This is a genomic window from Paenibacillus sp. ACRRY, assembly GCF_022346995.1.
Classification (GTDB): domain Bacteria; phylum Bacillota; class Bacilli; order Paenibacillales; family Paenibacillaceae; genus Paenibacillus.
The window spans coordinates 360,910-376,460 of the sequence record NZ_JAKRNM010000004.1 but is presented as its reverse complement, the minus strand read 5'-3'; the positions used below and the strand labels follow the sequence as shown (position 1 = coordinate 376,460).

The following is a 15,551-nucleotide window of genomic DNA, read 5'->3' as shown; positions in this document are numbered from 1 at the left end:
CTGTCTAAGCCATCCGCTGCTGAGCGGCCAGCCTCATAATATCCTGCTCTGTGGCCTCGGCTCCATCTACAATGCCGGTCAGCCTTCCTTCACTCATCACCATGATCCGGTCGGACATCCCAAGCAGTTCGGGCATCTCCGAGCTGATCATGATAATGCTTTTGCCCTGACGAGCCAGTTCCGTAATAATGGTGTATATTTCAAACTTCGCGCCCACATCAATGCCCCGCGTCGGTTCATCAAGCAGCAGAATCTCCGGGCTGGTCAATAGCCAACGTGCCAGAAGCACTTTCTGTTGATTCCCCCCAGACAGGTTTCGAATCAGCGTGTTAACGGAAGGCGTTTTGGTTCTGAACTTCTGGACTTGCTCCCTTGCCTCCTCGCGTCCCTTCTTCTCATCCAGCAGTCCGACCCGGTTTCGGTACCTTTCCAGACTCGCAATGATCGTATTTTCATACACGGACAACACCGGAAATATGCCCGTAACCCTACGTTCCTCGGTCAGCAGCGCCATATGATGACGTTTCGCTGCGGCGGGTGAGTTAATCTTCACCTTGCGTCCATGAATCGAGATTGTACCGGAAGAAAGACCGCGCAGTCCGAACAAGGATTCGATCAGTTCCGTCCGCTGCGCTCCAACGAGTCCGCCAATGCCCAGCACTTCGCCTTTTCGGAGCTCAAACGTAACATCTCTGAACGAGTGGGCCTGACTCGATGTTAACCCTTCCGCCTTCAAGATCACTTCGCCCGGAACGTTGGTCCGTTCCGGAAAGCGTTCGTCCAGATCCCGTCCAACCATGCGGGTAATGATCAGATCGGTAGTCAGATCAGCGGCATCCCAGGTACCGACAACAAACCCGTCACGCATAATGGTGACTTCGTCCGAAATCGTGAGGATTTCCTCCATTTTGTGTGAGATGTATATAATCGACACACCCCGGCTGCGAAGCTCGTTAATGATGGTGAACAGCTGCTCGACTTCTTTGCCTGTCAGAGATGAGGTTGGCTCATCCATAACAATGACTTTCGATTGAAAAGAGACCGCTTTGGCGATTTCCATGGATTGTATTTTGGACACCGATAACGTTCCTGCCTGTGCCTTCGGGTCGATATCCAGATTCAGGTCTTTAAACAAGGCCAAGGTATCAGCGTACATCTTCTTCTCGTTGACCAGTAACCCTCTCATCGGGAAACGTCCCAGCCATATATTCTCCATCACAGGACGATGAGGCACCGGATTCAGCTCCTGGTGGATCATGGATATGCCGTGCTTCAGTGCTGCTTTGGAATTCGGAATATCCACTTCTATTCCATCTATTCGAATCGTTCCTTCATCCGGTCGGTACATGCCAAACAGACATTTCATCAGTGTCGATTTACCCGCTCCATTCTCTCCCATCAGGGCGTGGACCGTTCCGGGCTTAACCCTCAGGGTTACCTGACTGAGTGCCTGCACACCCGGGAAACCCTTCGAAATCCCGTCCATTTCCAGCAGATATGGTGATGCCATGTTGGTTCCTCCCTTCCATATGCCCAGAAAAAAGGACGCCACCTATTAAGACGGACGTCCCTCTCTGCTGCTGTTATTGGGCGTCGGCAATGTTGTCTTTCGTAATTTTCTTGTAGGCGATCCAGACATATTTGCCATCCGTAATGTCATACCCCGTATTTTCCTTCGTCGGCGTCTCACCCTTGGCGAGTGCAGTAGCCAAAGCCACCGTTGCAGCCCCTTGGTTCTTCGCATCATTCAGTACGGTGCCCAGCATCGTGCCGTCCTGAAGCGCCTGAATGGCAGGAGCGGTTGCATCCACACCAACGACAGGCATTGCCTTGCCGTCCTTGAAGTATCCTGCTGCCTTCAGTGCTTCAATGGCACCGAGTGCCATGTCGTCATTGTTGGCAAGTACAGCTTCAATCTTATCGCCGTGGGAAGCGAGGAACGCCTGCATTTTCTCCTGTCCTTTGACCCGATCCCACATCGCCGTGTCTTCCGCCAGTGCCTCTACTTCAATACCGGCATCCTGGATCGCCTGTACGGAGTATTTGGTCCGCAGCTCTGCATCCTGGTGACCCGGCTCGCCTTTCAGCATGACGTATTGCAGCTTGCCGTCCCCGTTTTTGTCCGCCTCGGGATGGGCTTTCCAGTAATCCACAATCAGCTGGCCGGAGATCGTACCCGACTCTTCCGCCTTGGCACCAACGTAGTACACCTTATCCCATTTATTCATGTCTTCGGCAACCGGCTCACGGTTCAGGAACACGACAGGAATGCTTGCCGCCTTGGCCTTGTCAATGATGACGCCTGCCGCAGTCCGGTCAACCGGATTCACAGCCATCGCGCTGTATTTCTTGGATACAAACAGGTCCACCTTCTCATTTTGGGTCGGCTGTGCGTTCTGGCTATCCACGATATCGAGTGTGGCTTTGCCTTCGGCTGCTGCCGTCATCGCATTCCGTACGCCCGTCATGAACGTATCATCGAATTTGTAGATCGCAACGCCAATTTTCGGCGTCTCCGTTCCGCCTGCTGCCTGCTCTTCCGTACCCGTTCCCGTACTTCCACCCGCACTGTCTCCACCGCTGCTGCAGCCCGCGGCCGCAACCATGAATGCAGTAAGCAGCAGTGTCATCCACGTTTTCTTCATATCCTAATGACCTCCCCCAAGTTCATTCGGCTTCACCGATGTCTTTATTATGAAAGGGTTTACACTATTTTCGAATACAATATCTTCATCTGTTTTATCGAAATCTTCCTCTGTTCGGTTCGTGTCTTCTATCCTCATTGAACAAACGGAAACAGCAGCTTCTGGTTATCCATCCAGAACATATTATCCGTACTGACCAGCTTCGTTTCCAGCGTCACTCTGGCTTGCACCTGCTGATTATTCAGTCGTGCCACGGCCTGATTCAAACCAAGGTACCCTGCGCTGAAGCCATTTTGCACAATAAGGTACTGGAATACCCCTTCCTGCAGCTGCTCCAGCTGCTGCTGCTCACTCCCGAAGCCTACAATGTTGACCTGCTGCTCCAACTTGCGGCGATGCAGCTCATCCGCCGCTCCCAGAGACGCGGGCTCCTGCAGGGCGATGAAGCCGTCTACCTGCTGCTCGTCCAGCAGCTGCTTCGCTGCCTGCCAGCAAACATCCCGGGTGCTGCACACGGACTTGGGTTCGACCTGAATACCCGGATACTGTCCGAGCGCTTCCATGACCCCCTCCTCCCGGTGGATTAGCCCTGGATTCACAGGATCGGGCCCCAGCAAGGCTACGCTGCCCCTTCCTCCCAGAAGTTCGGCCATCGCTTCCCCTGCCTGCCGCCCAGCCTCCACATTATCCATCGAAATGACACTCGTAATCCCTTCTACAGGGAACTCATCGTTGAGAACAATCACCGGAACACTCATGCCACTCTTATTCATCGTTTGGGCCTTCTGAATAATGTCGCCAAGCACCTTCTCACTCAGTGGATCAACGAGCAGAGCGGAAGCGCCCTGTTGCAAAGCCTGCGTGACCGCTCGGATCTGAGCCTGTTCGCGCTGACTGTACGCCAAAATGTCCTGCACGGACAACTCCTGTGGCTCTCTGGCTCGGCGAATCGTCGAATCAGGATTGGATGGTGCATACGTTGCTGCTTCGGATGGAAATGCCTCCACCGTCAGCAGTTCAGCTCCATGTTCCTTGGCTGCCGCTTCTGCGCCGAGCCTTATTGCTTCAGCAAGTTCACCTGTCCCAGCAGGAGTGATTAGAGCGACACGAGGTGACGGCAGTACCGAATCGGCATTGGAGATGCCGCATGCTGTACCCAGGAATAAACAGCAGCCCGCCGCAACGATCCCCATACATCTGGGTACACGGAGGATGGACTGACTGAACTTCTTGATGGGATCTGCACGAAAGATCCTGCGGATGATTGCTTTATCTTCATTACCTTTTATCATAAAAATCGCCATCCTCCCGTTCGCATTGAACCGGTATCCGAATCCAGACCGTCGTTCCTTCCTCCAGCTCACTCTCAAATTCAAGACCGTACCCTTCCCCGTAATAGAGCTGAATCCGGTCATGCACATTGCGCACGGCTACCCCTGATCCAGCACCACTCTTCACGATGGGGCTGCCCTGAAGTAGTCCTGCCACCTGCTCCTCCGTCATGCCGACCCCATTATCCGTGATGCGGAATACCAGCTGGTCGCTCTCCCGATAGACACGGATCTCGATGCAGCCTTCATCCGTGTGATACTCAATCCCATGCACGATGGCATTTTCAATTAACGGCTGAAGGACCAGCTTCAGTGTCAGACAGTCCAAGGTATCCTCATTCGCATTCAGGCTAAACCGGAATTTGCGCTTGAACCGCATCTGCTGAATGGTCAGGTAATGATGCGCATGCTCCAGCTCTTCACGGACGGTAATAATGGTTTTTCCTTGGCTGAGACTTATGCGAAATAGGCGTGATAGCGATGTGATCATGGTGATCACCTCTTCATTACGACTCATGCCCACCATCCGCACGACAGAATTCAATGTATTGTAGAGAAAATGAGGATTAATCTGGGCCTGCAATGCTTCCAGTTCTAGACGTCGTTTCTGTTCCTGTTCATGGATGATCTCATTCATCAGGGTACGAATTTTGTACACCATCAGGTTAAACCGACGGGATAGCCGCTCCACTTCAAGTGGTCCCTGAATGGCCAGCTCCACGTTGAAGTCCCCTCTCTCCACGGCTTTCATCTTCCGCTCCATCCGCCGGATTGGACGTGTCAAACTGGAAGAGAGCAGCATGGATACGAGAATGACGAGTATAAGCACAACCAGCAGTACCCGGACGAGATAGCCATTGACCTCCTGCCGGGTTGTCATGATTTCATCCAGGTAGGCCACACCGACAATTTTCCATCCGATATTGGCAACAGACTTTACGGTGTTCAGCCTTTTCTGTCCATCCGCTTCATCTTCATAACTGCCTGTAGCCACCAGGGCCTGTTCGATATTTTCGCTTTTGAGTCCCATGTACATCAGCTGCTGCTGCGGATGATAAACAATGTTGCCTGCACTCTCGTCGATGATGTAGACATATCCCCGCTGCCCCAGACTGACCCGGCGACTCAATTCATCCATCTGTTTGAAATTGATATCCACCAGCAGAATAACCTGTCGATCCTGACCATTTTGCCGTACTGTAATGCCTTTACTCATCGATACGACCCACTTATAGGGGCCTGAGTACATGTTCTGAATATGAGGCAGTGAGAAGCTAAGGTGGTCCGGCACTCTGAGCGCAGATTGAAACCACCCTTGCTGTGTCACATGGGCGCTTGATTTCAGCTCGGCGGAAGGTCTATTCTTGAGCAGTTCGCCCTTGGAGTCGAGCAGTGTAATGGAGATAATGTCCTCCCTGCTGCTGAGCAGGGTATCCAGCTGTTTGTCCACCTGCTCCCCTTCCCAGGTTCCGTCCCGCAGCATATGCTCCTCGATGGCTCGGTAGAGATGCGACATGCTCCGAACATAATCCTCCAGGTTGTAACTGACCTGATCTACAATCTGCCTCGTTGTCAGTTCGGCGCTGCGTTCGGCAGCCTGTGTGAATTTGTCATGCAGAAGCAGGGCCATGATGGTGAGCACAAGTACGATGAAGATGGAAAAGGACCACGTAATAATAGACCGAATACTGCTGACCTTCGAAGATCGAAGACGGAAACGAAGCCGGAGCCATAACTGTCCCATCCATCCGGCTAACGTTCTCATCGTTCTGCACCTTCACGCGTTGTCAGCAAGAACTGTTTGCGATACTCTTTGGGCGAGACGCCGATATGTTTCTTGAAGCAAAAACTGAAATAATTCGGTTCGGAGAAGCCTACCCGTTCTGCAATCTCAAACGACTTCAGCTCCGTGGAGCGAAGCAGTTCCTTGGCCGCCTCCATACGGATCTGCATCAAATATTGCAGGAAGGTAAGCTGCACTTCTTTTTTGAAAATGCTGCAAAAATAACCTGAACTGATATGCAGATATCCGCATACCTTCTGTATGGATAGATCGGTATCCGCGTAATGTTCCTTCGTAAACCGCAGCGCCTGCTCCACAATATCCTTATATACATGCTGGCGCCCGCTGGCAATCCGGTGCTGTACGAGCACGCAGACTTCCCTCACTTTGTCTTGTGCCTCGGACAGTCCCGGCAATCGAAACATATCCGCATACAATTGGAATCCTGTACCAAAGATATCCTCCATGTCCTCCCCTGATGCCTGCGCGGACTTCCATACCGTCGTCAACACTTCAATCAGGTACAGCTGGATGTCCCCTCGACCATGCTCCACCGTAATTTCCCGGAAAATGATATCCAGTGCGTCTTCAAGCTCCGTTCTGGTTCCTGCCTTGAGCGTACGGGTCAGCGCCTGCTGCTTCAGCTCGTCAAAACGCAGCTTGCCTGCAGTCTGCCGCTCCACGTCTGCAATATAGATAAGCGAATCCGTCCCCGGCACCAGTCTGTAGTCGAGCGCCAACAATGCATCCTCATAAGCATGTTTCACATCCGAGAGGGTATCGACCATAGATCCAGAACCCACGGTGGCTGGGATGCGCAAGTAGTGATTAATGCTGCGGATGACATTTTCAAGGGCCTGCTGCTGACGTTTCTCCCCTTCGCCCGAACCCCAGCGATCAATAAAAAGCAGAACAATGGCTTCCTGATGCATAAAAGCATGTCCTGCCCCGTGTTCCTTCCATACCTCTTCGGCAATGTTAAGTGCAGCGAACTGCTTCAGTTCCGCATCCTCGGAGTGACGCAGTGATCCCCCGGAACCGTGGTGATCCTTCTCCTCCGATACGTTGTCTGCCTTGACCAATTTCTGAGTATTCGCTCCCACTTGGTGGCCATTCTTCTTCCCATCGCCCTCCATGTGCAGCGTCAGAACAGATATAGCATACCGCTCACCGTACAGGTCCAGACCGCACTGCTTGGCTTTGCCATGAATGTACGCCGGCGATTTCTGCCGATGCAGCAGCGTAGCCATCAGATCGGCTTGCACCAGCGGCAAGCTTGTATAATAGTGATCCCTCAGCTGCTGGACGTCTTCACGTTCTGCCACTTCGGATGCCATCTGCGCTCGCAGACGTGTAAGCAGTTCGGTCAGATGCCCGGCTGAGAACGGCTTCAGCAAATATTCATCCACACTCAGTGAGACCGCCTGCCTCGCATAATCAAATTCATCATAACCGGTCAAAATGACAACCTTCACGAGCGGATTGCGTTCCCGCAGCCTTCGCGCAAGTTCCAGTCCATCCATAAACGGCATGCTGATGTCGGTTACCACAACATCCGGCTCAACCCTCTCGGCCATCTCCAGCGCTTCACGGCCATTCTCTGCCAAACCGACGATTCGCAGGTCCAGGGCCTCCCAATCCATCTCTATGACTAATCCTTCGCGTACGTCTTCTTCATCATCCACCAGCAATACCCGGTACACGTCCGAATTCCTCCCCCAGCTCATTGGAATAAGGCAAGATGCCTCATGTATATGTCGTTTCAATCCAAGGTTGCCATCATACTATACAATATTATTCCATTTGTGTAACCGCTTACTTTATGGAGGAGAAAGGATTATACTGATATCACATTTCTCTTGAATTCATGGTAAATTATAGTTAAATTATTTCGAAAAATTCGAGAAAGGAACATGTTATCTCAAATGAACAGATTACAAGCTGGATTGATAACCACAGGGATCGGCGCCGTATTGCTTTGTAGCGGAGCCATTACCGAAACCATTCGATCTGATCAACTTCATTCACCTACGGAAACATTGATGTGGGAAAATTATTCTCAGGACCTAAGGAATAAATTAACACGTTCGTGGAGCGAAGGATTAGAGGCCATCCACAAGGTTATGGGTGAAGGCGAGGATGAAGATAAGGAAAACCTAAGCAAGTGGAAACTGTATTATGATTTGGAGCATGCCAAACACCAGATTCCCCGCAAAGAGCACTCCTCTTTCATTCATGTCTATTACGGTGAAGCCCGAAGATCCTTGCTTGAAAATGGTGATGTCATGCCTGCCCTGCTTCTGAACCCAGACCATTCAAAAGCCATTCAGTTCTGGGAGAAGCATGATGGAACGTATGCAATCATAATAATGGAGAAACGATTAGATGAGGATGGATCGCGCAGATGGCTTGAAAGTGGTGCGCAGATCATCAATAAGCCCTGACCCGCTCAACAGCGGATCAGGGCTATCATTCGTATGAAGTCTAGATTAATAATTACGGTTGCAAGACTCCTTTATATCTTTTTATCTAATCCAAATGAAGAGGTTCCTTCTCCTGCTCTACGGGATTGGCATTTAACTCTTTTACATAAATCATTGTTCGATCTGGATTCGTATGTCCCATCATTTCAGCCAGACGATGCAGTGGAACACGCTCAGCCATGGCATAGCCAAACCGATGACGCAGATCATGTGAACTTAGTCCTTCCAATCCGGCTACGGTCATCACTTTTTTAATCAAATGGCGAAGCGCCCTCTCGGTCAAACGATCATTAGTCTTCTCCGAAGGAAACAGGTAAGGGCTACCTGGACTCAGATCTTCCATATACTTTCTCAACATCGTAACACACACGATGTTCAGTGGAATTCTTCGTTGTCCGTTTCGTTTATCGGCCCGCACCGTAAGCTGCCCGCTTCGCTTACCCAGTTCAATATCGACTGGCTCCAGATTGCATACCTCCATCGTCCGCAGCCCCGTATGGAACATTAAGAACAAGATAGTCTGATCACGCAGAGAGTTCCCCTGTCCGATCGCGGAGAGAAAAGCTTCTTCTTCTCTGGGTGTCATTCGGCGAGGACTCACCTTGTCTTCGGGAATGAACTTTAGAGGTTTGGAAGGATCACTGTTAATTTTGGACTCTGCTGCAGCCCATTTGAACAAGCGCTTCAGTGTAATCAGTCTGCGGTTAATCGTAGCTGGCTTCAGCTGTAAAACATTCTGCGAATAATCACGGTAGCTCATTAACGTGGATGTAATTATGTTTTCAATTCTGATATCCTTTTCTCCAAATGCTGTATTTCCTTTGCACCATTCAAGAAAATGCTTCAGATCACTCGCGTATTCCTTTAATGTTTTGGGAGTCAATTTAGCCTGAATTGTAAGCATATGTATGAATTCCTGGACAACCATTTCCCCATGTACCGGCATACCAGATACCTTATCCATTAGAAAAAACCTCCAAATCTTGACTTATATTAGCGGACATGGTATTATTATATTAATCGATACATTAGCGGACATCAAGTCTGTGGTTTAAATGCACCTGATCAGCGTTAATTTTACATTAGCACTTATCAAAATGGTCGCTTAAAAACTTATTTTTTGGAGGAATCACATGCAAACAGGTACAGTGAAATGGTTCAACGCGGACAAAGGGTTCGGTTTTATCGAAATTGAAGAAGGAAATGACGTTTTCGTTCATTTCAGCGCAATCCAAAGTGACGGTTTCAAAACATTGGATGAAGGACAACGCGTTCAATTCGAAGTAACCCAAGGTAACCGTGGACCACAAGCTGAGAACGTTACAGTCATCTAATAATATCCAAGCTGCCTTTACAGGCAGCTTTTTGTTTGCATTCTCTTCCTTCGCTTATTCATTTAAGCAGCATACAACAGTACCGGAAAGAAGGTTTTTATTAAAACGAACAACAATAATTATAATGCAAATGCAACATTTTCTACGGTTGATGATATTCTTAACTATTATTCCGACAAGAAAACAAACCAGGATAACGCAAAGGACCACACCCATTCAACAGCCCCTTCGGCAGAGTCTGAACACACTCCATCATCACCCACTCGCTAACGAACAATCTCAGATTGGACAACAAAAAGCCCTGCTCCGCTTATAAACGGTCCAGGGCTTGATTTATGTTTACTCCAACACCCAGGGAGAGTGTATCTTGGGGACATCATTAATCAACTGCCTTGTATAAGGATGCTCCGCATGATGAATGACTTCTTCTGCTTTTCCTGCCTCCACCATCCGCCCGTGTTCCATAATACAGATCGTGTCGCTCACATAATAAGCGAGACCCACGTCATGGGTAATAAACACAATGGTCATTCGGTTCTCATCACGCAGCTTGAGCAGCATATCGAGAATCGTGGAACGCGAACAGGCATCTACCATGGAGGTAGGCTCATCGGCGATCAGTACTTTCGGGTGCAGCATGAAGATCCTCGCAATCATTAACCGCTGCATCTGTCCACCGGACAGCTCGAACGGATATTTGTTGTACAACTCCTCAAACTTCAGGTTTACGAAGGAACAAGCTTCCTTCATTTTGATGTACGCTTCATCCTGGCTGAGCTTCAAGCCTTGCAATTTAATGCAATCCACGAGCAGCTTCTCTACCCGGTGAAAAACATTGAACGAGGAGAATGGATCCTGAAAAATGGACTGAATATCCTTCCAATAGGCTTTGCGTTCACGGTATCGTCCAAGCTGTCTCGGCTTGCCGTTATATTCGATAGCCCCACTCGTTTCTTTCAGCAGTCCCATAATCATCTTCGCAAGCGTAGTCTTACCACTGCCGCTCTCTCCAACAATCGAAATAATCTCACCTTCGTGAAAATCAAAGCTTACATCGTCTACCGCCGCCTTTTTACGGTTGCCTGTACCGTATACCTTCGTCAGATGACGGCCACTGATCAGCACCTTGCCCATCGCCATGCGGGTTCACTCCTTCCGGGAGTCATGAATCAAGCTGCTCCTCTTTCCTGATCTGCTCCAGGATTTCCGGTGTCAGCAGGCAGCGATAGATTCGTTCTTCGACTTGGATATTCTCAATCTTGCCCTGGCGACATTCGTCCGTAACCAGCGTGCAGCGCTCTGCGAATCGACAGCCTTCAGGCACATGCTTCAGATTCGGCGGAGCGCCAGGTATCGCTGCAAGCTTATGTTCCTTCATCCCCTCTTCCGGCACAATGATGGACCCCATCAGTTTACGAGTATATGGATGCAGTGGATTGAAGATCATCTGATCCGCCGTTCCCCGTTCCACAATTTCACCGGCATACATGACCATAATCTCATCCGTGACATGATACAGAAGCGGCAGCTCATGGGTGATAAACACCAGGGACTTGATCACTTCGCGTTTCAGCAAATCCTTCAGTAGACGGATGACCGCCTTCTGTGAAGTCACATCCAGAGCGGATGTCGGTTCATCCGCAATGAGCACTTTGGGATTCAGAATGGTTGAGATGGCAATGACCGTTCGCTGCTTCATGCCACCGGACAATTCATTCGGATACATATCCAGCACATCCGGGGACAGATTCAGTGATTGGAAACGCTCGGCTGCCATCCTCCGCACTTCCTGACGCTTCATCTCCGGACGATGTTCCTTCATAATATCCTCGATGAACCGGATAATGCGCAGCGTTGGATTGAGTGCATTCATGGCAGCCTGCGGGATATAGGCAATTTCCTTTCCGAGAATGTGGGAGCGCAGCTGCTCCTTATTCAACTGCATAATATCTGTTCCATTGATCCGGATTGAACCACTGCCATAATGCAGGGGCGGGAAATAAAAGCCCATCAGGCTGAGTGCCAGTGTTGACTTGCCGCAGCCGGACTCCCCCGCTATGCCTAGCGTCTGCCCTTCTTTCAGTCCAAACTCCACCCCGTCAACCGCATAAACATTCTCTTTGAGCCGGGTACGATAATAGGTTTTGAGGCCGCTGACCTGAAGTATAGGTTGGTCCATGGTCTTAGCTCCTTATTTTCGGATTAAAGATTTCGTCCATGCCCGTATTCATCAGATAGAGCGAGAACGTAATGACGGCAATGGCCATTGCCGCAGGAATGAATGCCCACCATGCTCCTGCTACCGGAGCTTCAAATACCAGTGCCCAGTTCATCAGAATGCCGAGTGATATTGTGTTATACGGACCGAGCCCCAGCATCGAGATCGAGGCTTCGGACAGAATGCCCGAGGCGGTCTGGAGCACAAAGGCCATGACGACATAAGACGCGATATACGGCAGAATCTCATGAATAATAATACGCGGTGTGCTATGTCCCGAAATTTTCGCGATATGCACATGATCCCGGCTCCGCAGGGATGTTGTCTGTGCACGTACCGCCCTGGCTGTCCAGGGCCAGCTCGTGATGCCAATAATGACGGCCGTTACAAGCGAACTGCGTGAATCGATACTGACCGAGATCAGAATCAAAATGATAAACGAGGGAATCACGATGAAGATATTCGTAACTGCTGTCAGGAAATTGTCCAGCATGCCCCCGATATATCCGGATACCAAGCCCATAATCAGACCAATGACCGTTGCAAACACACCTGCTATCAGCCCCACCCGTACGGATGTCTGGATGCCATACATCAATTCCAGAAAGATATCGCGTCCAAAGTTGTCTGATCCGAGCAGCAATCCATTCCCCGGAGGCTGGAACGCCATCGCAATCATCTCCAGCGGATCACTGCGATTAATAAGCGGGTAGATGGTAACGAGCAGCAGCATGCCTACAAAAGTCACCGCACCGATCATAAACTTGGGCGACTTCAGCAAAATAGAGATCGAATGCTTCATGTCATTGTTCCTCCATTTGAGCAGCCTTAATGCGCGGATCAATAAAGCCATATATTACATCAATCGTGAAATTGGCCAGCAGCACGGCAACGGCAATCAGAAGTGTACATCCTGAAATAAGCGGATAATCGAGCTGACGTATGGCTGTGAACAGCCAGGTACCAATGCCCGGATAACTGAACACAATTTCACAGATCAATGATCCGCCAACCATGGTGCCAATGGAGAGCGCCAGTCCCGTGATCTGCGGCAGCATGGCGTTGCGGAACACATAGCGGGCAATGCGGCCATCCCGGATGCCAAGCAGTTTGCTGTACAGCACATAGTCCGAATTCAGCTCATAGATCGACATCTCCCGCATGCCAATTGCCTGACCGCCAATGGTCACGAGCACAATGGACAGGAACGGCAAGGTATGGTGGCGTATGACCGACATGATAAAGTCAAAGCTCAGCTGAGGCACCATCTGAAAGTCATATCCACCGGACAGCGGAAACCATTTCAGTGTTAAAGCAAAGACATACAGCATAATAATAGCCAGAGTGAAAAAAGGTATGGAATTGATAAACAGCGCTACAGGAAACAGCACTTTATCAAAAACGCCTTTTCGGTACGCCGCGATGGCACCGAGCAAATTGCCGATCAACCAGCCCACCAGGATAGCTGGGAGTTGAAGCCCCACCGTCCAAGGGACGGCGGAGGCCAGAATGTCTGTTACAGGCTTCGGATATAGTCCGAAGGACGTGCCGAGATTGCCTGTAAATAGATTTTTTAGATAAATGCCAAACTGGGTCCACAAGGGCTGATCAATACCAAATTCAACGGTAAATGTCTCATACACCCGCTTGATGGAGTCCGAATCAGTCATGCCTGCGGTCATTTTGGAAGCGATCATGCTCACCGGGTTGCCTTCAATCAATCTTGGCAGAATAAAATTCAATCCGACGGCGATGATCAGGGTCAGGCCATACCAGAACACTTTTTTCGCTACATATCTGGCGTAGGCATTCATTGGATCCAGCACCCCCCGAATTTTACGGATAAGGCCATATCTGTACTAAGGTGAGAAGCTTCTTTCATCACCTAATTATGAATTTGGTAAAGTGCCTTGATGCCTGCGCCATCCATGGAAATCTGCGGTGGAATGTTGGTACCGTCCCCTTCGGACGGGAAGCCTTTCCAGACAGACTCATTCACGGTATCAAACACCCACGGTCTGTACATCAGTGGAATGGACGGGATGTCTTTGAGCCAGATCGTATTCAGTTCGGTGTAAAGGGATTTCAGTTTCGCCTCATCGGATACGGAAGGAATCTCTTCAATGATTGCGTCTGCACGGTCATTCTGGTAACGGCCCCAGTTCCAGAATGCCATCTCGCCGAGTGGGGCAACGCCTTTCGAATACATGATGGTCATGGCACGGTTCCACGGCTGGCTCGGACTCACACCGCCCGCAGGCGTGTTCATGATGATATCGAATTTGCCGGTCTGCAGATCATTGGTCCATACCGGGGATTCCGGGAATTTGGTTCGAATCTCAATACCAATGGCCTTGGCACTCTGTGCGACGATCTCCAGGGCCGCATTCCAGTCAGACCAGCCATATGGACACTCAATCTCAAACGGCCCGAGACGGGTACCATTCAGTACACGAATGCCATCTTTGCCTTTGGTAGCCCCAATCGAATCAAGCAGCGCATTGGCCCCTTCCACATCGGTGGTCCATTGCAGAGACTTGATTGCATTCTGATCCATATATTTGGACTCGGCATCCGAGTTCAAGGTCAGCGAAGGCTGCATCGGTGCAGAATAACCGCTCATCGCCAGTTCAGAGATCTTGTCATAGTTGATGCTCATGGCAATGGCCCGGCGGACATCTGCGTTATCCAGTCCGGCTTTGGAGAGATTGAAGAAGATGCTCGGCATGGAACCCGGGAGATAGTAAGGAGCATCTTTCAGATAGGTTTTGACCGGAGCGCCGCCTTCCCACATTTTCCACACCTGCGGGATAAACTGTTGGGAGACGTCCACTTGACCACTCTTGAACGCCAGATCCCCTGCTGCATTATCCTTGTAGATCACATGGGTGATATACTTCGGTGCTGGCAGCTTGCCGAACAGCTTTTGTCCCCAGTAGTTATCGTCGCGAATAATGGTGATTTTCTGATCATTATAGAAGTGCAGCTTGTAAGCTCCGGTACCGACCGGGTTATCGTTGATTTCTTTGCGGATCGCTGTCAGATCATTATTATTTTTCTTCTCGATCTCTTCCCAGATATGCTTCGGCAGCATAGGGATTAACTCAATGCTATCCAGTACGGTCAGTTTGTTGGGATTATCCGGGTTCAGCTTGATCTCCACGGCCTCTGCTCCATCGGCTTTCACTTCCTGAATGTAGGTCCAGAAACTGCTCCAGTTAATGTCGTATTTCTTGCCCAGTTCATAGGTGTACACTACATCATCTGCGGTAAAAGCCGTTCCGTCACTCCACTTCGCATCTGCGTTCAGCTTAATCCGAAGTGTCGTGTCATCCGTCCATTCGTATGACTTACCCAGCAGCGGCTCAAGCGCTCCATCCAGCTGGTTCACCATAAATAAAGTTTCATACAGGAGTTCCCTGGAGTTTCCGTAATTCACTGGAAAGGCGGGATTACCGCTGAGCAAATTGAAATTGGTGGGAGGTCCCCATTGCAATCCATTGACATACAGCGTCTCGTTGCGCGGAGTCTCCTTATTGGTTTGTGGGGCCGGTTCATTTTGGGTCGTTGCAGCAGGTGGATCTACCGTTCCTTGCGGTTCACTTACCGACGGTGGCTGAACACTTTGGCATCCGGCAATTAAAGCAGCCGACAATAACAGGGCGATGAGCAGTTTTGCAGCACTCTTGACTCGCATCCTGAACCCCTCCGTGAATTCATATTGGTATTTGGAAGCGCTTACTTAACGATATTCTAT

The 15,551-nt window shown here is 50.0% G+C and carries 13 protein-coding genes; 2 read left to right on the top strand and 11 right to left on the bottom strand.

What is annotated here, in order from left to right; translation table 11 throughout:
* Nucleotides 1-4: 4 nt before the first annotated feature.
* The 5 genes from MH144_RS17615 to MH144_RS17595 form a co-directional block, all read right to left on the bottom strand.
* Nucleotides 5-1,510 carry a sugar ABC transporter ATP-binding protein gene (locus MH144_RS17615; RefSeq protein ID WP_239302581.1) on the bottom strand — a complete coding sequence of 502 codons (1,506 nt, stop codon included), beginning with the start codon at nt 1,508-1,510 and terminating at the stop codon, nt 5-7.
* Between the two features lie 73 nt (nt 1,511-1,583).
* Nucleotides 1,584-2,645: a galactose ABC transporter substrate-binding protein gene (locus MH144_RS17610; RefSeq protein WP_239302580.1), complete on the bottom strand. Its 1,062-nt coding sequence runs from the start codon at nt 2,643-2,645 to the stop codon at nt 1,584-1,586.
* A 134-nt stretch (nt 2,646-2,779) separates the two neighbouring features.
* Nucleotides 2,780-3,937 carry a substrate-binding domain-containing protein gene (locus MH144_RS17605; protein WP_239302579.1) on the bottom strand — a complete coding sequence of 386 codons (1,158 nt, stop codon included), beginning with the start codon at nt 3,935-3,937 and terminating at the stop codon, nt 2,780-2,782.
* Nucleotides 3,924-5,741: a cache domain-containing sensor histidine kinase gene (locus tag MH144_RS17600; protein WP_481857371.1), complete on the bottom strand. Its 1,818-nt coding sequence runs from the start codon at nt 5,739-5,741 to the stop codon at nt 3,924-3,926. Before MH144_RS17600 ends, MH144_RS17605 begins: the two co-directional genes overlap by 14 nt.
* Nucleotides 5,738-7,462, bottom strand: coding sequence for a response regulator (locus MH144_RS17595; protein WP_239302578.1), 1,725 nt, complete (start codon nt 7,460-7,462; stop codon nt 5,738-5,740). The genes MH144_RS17600 and MH144_RS17595 overlap by 4 nt, the downstream gene beginning before the upstream one ends.
* A 222-nt stretch (nt 7,463-7,684) precedes the next feature.
* On the opposite strand from MH144_RS17595, the gene MH144_RS17590 reads away from it, so the two are divergent.
* Nucleotides 7,685-8,203 (top strand): hypothetical protein, encoded by a 519-nt coding sequence (locus MH144_RS17590; protein ID WP_239302577.1) that lies wholly within the window; start codon nt 7,685-7,687, stop codon nt 8,201-8,203.
* An 85-nt stretch (nt 8,204-8,288) separates the two neighbouring features.
* Here the strand turns inward: MH144_RS17590 and MH144_RS17585 are convergent, their stop codons facing one another.
* Nucleotides 8,289-9,206 (bottom strand): tyrosine-type recombinase/integrase, encoded by a 918-nt coding sequence (locus MH144_RS17585; RefSeq protein WP_239302576.1) that lies wholly within the window; start codon nt 9,204-9,206, stop codon nt 8,289-8,291.
* 169 nt (nt 9,207-9,375) lie between these two features.
* Here MH144_RS17585 and MH144_RS17580 point away from each other — a divergent pair, with 169 nt between their 5' ends.
* Nucleotides 9,376-9,576, top strand: coding sequence for a cold-shock protein (locus tag MH144_RS17580; protein WP_095288763.1), 201 nt, complete (start codon nt 9,376-9,378; stop codon nt 9,574-9,576).
* A 339-nt stretch (nt 9,577-9,915) separates the two neighbouring features.
* Here the strand turns inward: MH144_RS17580 and MH144_RS17575 are convergent, their stop codons facing one another.
* The 5 genes from MH144_RS17575 to MH144_RS17555 all read right to left on the bottom strand — a co-directional run bounded on the left by MH144_RS17575 (nt 9,916) and on the right by MH144_RS17555 (nt 15,491).
* Entirely contained in the window at nt 9,916-10,716 is an 801-nt protein-coding gene (locus tag MH144_RS17575) for an ABC transporter ATP-binding protein (protein WP_239302575.1), read from the bottom strand.
* A gap of 22 nt (nt 10,717-10,738) precedes the next feature.
* Complete coding sequence (locus MH144_RS17570) at nt 10,739-11,755, bottom strand: ABC transporter ATP-binding protein (protein WP_239302574.1); 1,017 nt, start codon at nt 11,753-11,755, stop codon at nt 10,739-10,741.
* A 4-nt stretch (nt 11,756-11,759) separates the two neighbouring features.
* A complete protein-coding gene (locus MH144_RS17565; protein ID WP_239302573.1) occupies nt 11,760-12,596 on the bottom strand; it encodes an ABC transporter permease in 837 nt (278 codons plus the stop codon).
* Nucleotide 12,597: 1 nt separating this feature from the next.
* Nucleotides 12,598-13,608 carry an ABC transporter permease gene (locus tag MH144_RS17560; RefSeq protein ID WP_095288759.1) on the bottom strand — a complete coding sequence of 337 codons (1,011 nt, stop codon included), beginning with the start codon at nt 13,606-13,608 and terminating at the stop codon, nt 12,598-12,600.
* A 71-nt stretch (nt 13,609-13,679) separates the two neighbouring features.
* A complete protein-coding gene (locus MH144_RS17555; RefSeq protein WP_239302571.1) occupies nt 13,680-15,491 on the bottom strand; it encodes an ABC transporter substrate-binding protein in 1,812 nt (603 codons plus the stop codon).
* Nucleotides 15,492-15,551: the final 60 nt, after the last annotated feature.

Coding starts and splice junctions, on each gene's coding strand:
- MH144_RS17615 (WP_239302581.1), bottom strand. CDS start 1,510: ATGGCATCACCATATCTGCTGGAAATGGACGGGATTTCGAAGGGTTTC.
- MH144_RS17610 (WP_239302580.1), bottom strand. CDS start 2,645: ATGAAGAAAACGTGGATGACACTGCTGCTTACTGCATTCATGGTTGCG.
- MH144_RS17605 (WP_239302579.1), bottom strand. CDS start 3,937: ATGATAAAAGGTAATGAAGATAAAGCAATCATCCGCAGGATCTTTCGT.
- MH144_RS17600 (WP_481857371.1), bottom strand. CDS start 5,741: ATGAGAACGTTAGCCGGATGGATGGGACAGTTATGGCTCCGGCTTCGT.
- MH144_RS17590 (WP_239302577.1), top strand. CDS start 7,685: ATGAACAGATTACAAGCTGGATTGATAACCACAGGGATCGGCGCCGTA.
- MH144_RS17585 (WP_239302576.1), bottom strand. CDS start 9,206: ATGGATAAGGTATCTGGTATGCCGGTACATGGGGAAATGGTTGTCCAG.
- MH144_RS17580 (WP_095288763.1), top strand. CDS start 9,376: ATGCAAACAGGTACAGTGAAATGGTTCAACGCGGACAAAGGGTTCGGT.
- MH144_RS17575 (WP_239302575.1), bottom strand. CDS start 10,716: ATGGCGATGGGCAAGGTGCTGATCAGTGGCCGTCATCTGACGAAGGTA.
- MH144_RS17570 (WP_239302574.1), bottom strand. CDS start 11,755: ATGGACCAACCTATACTTCAGGTCAGCGGCCTCAAAACCTATTATCGT.
- MH144_RS17565 (WP_239302573.1), bottom strand. CDS start 12,596: ATGAAGCATTCGATCTCTATTTTGCTGAAGTCGCCCAAGTTTATGATC.
- MH144_RS17560 (WP_095288759.1), bottom strand. CDS start 13,608: ATGAATGCCTACGCCAGATATGTAGCGAAAAAAGTGTTCTGGTATGGC.
- MH144_RS17555 (WP_239302571.1), bottom strand. CDS start 15,491: ATGCGAGTCAAGAGTGCTGCAAAACTGCTCATCGCCCTGTTATTGTCG.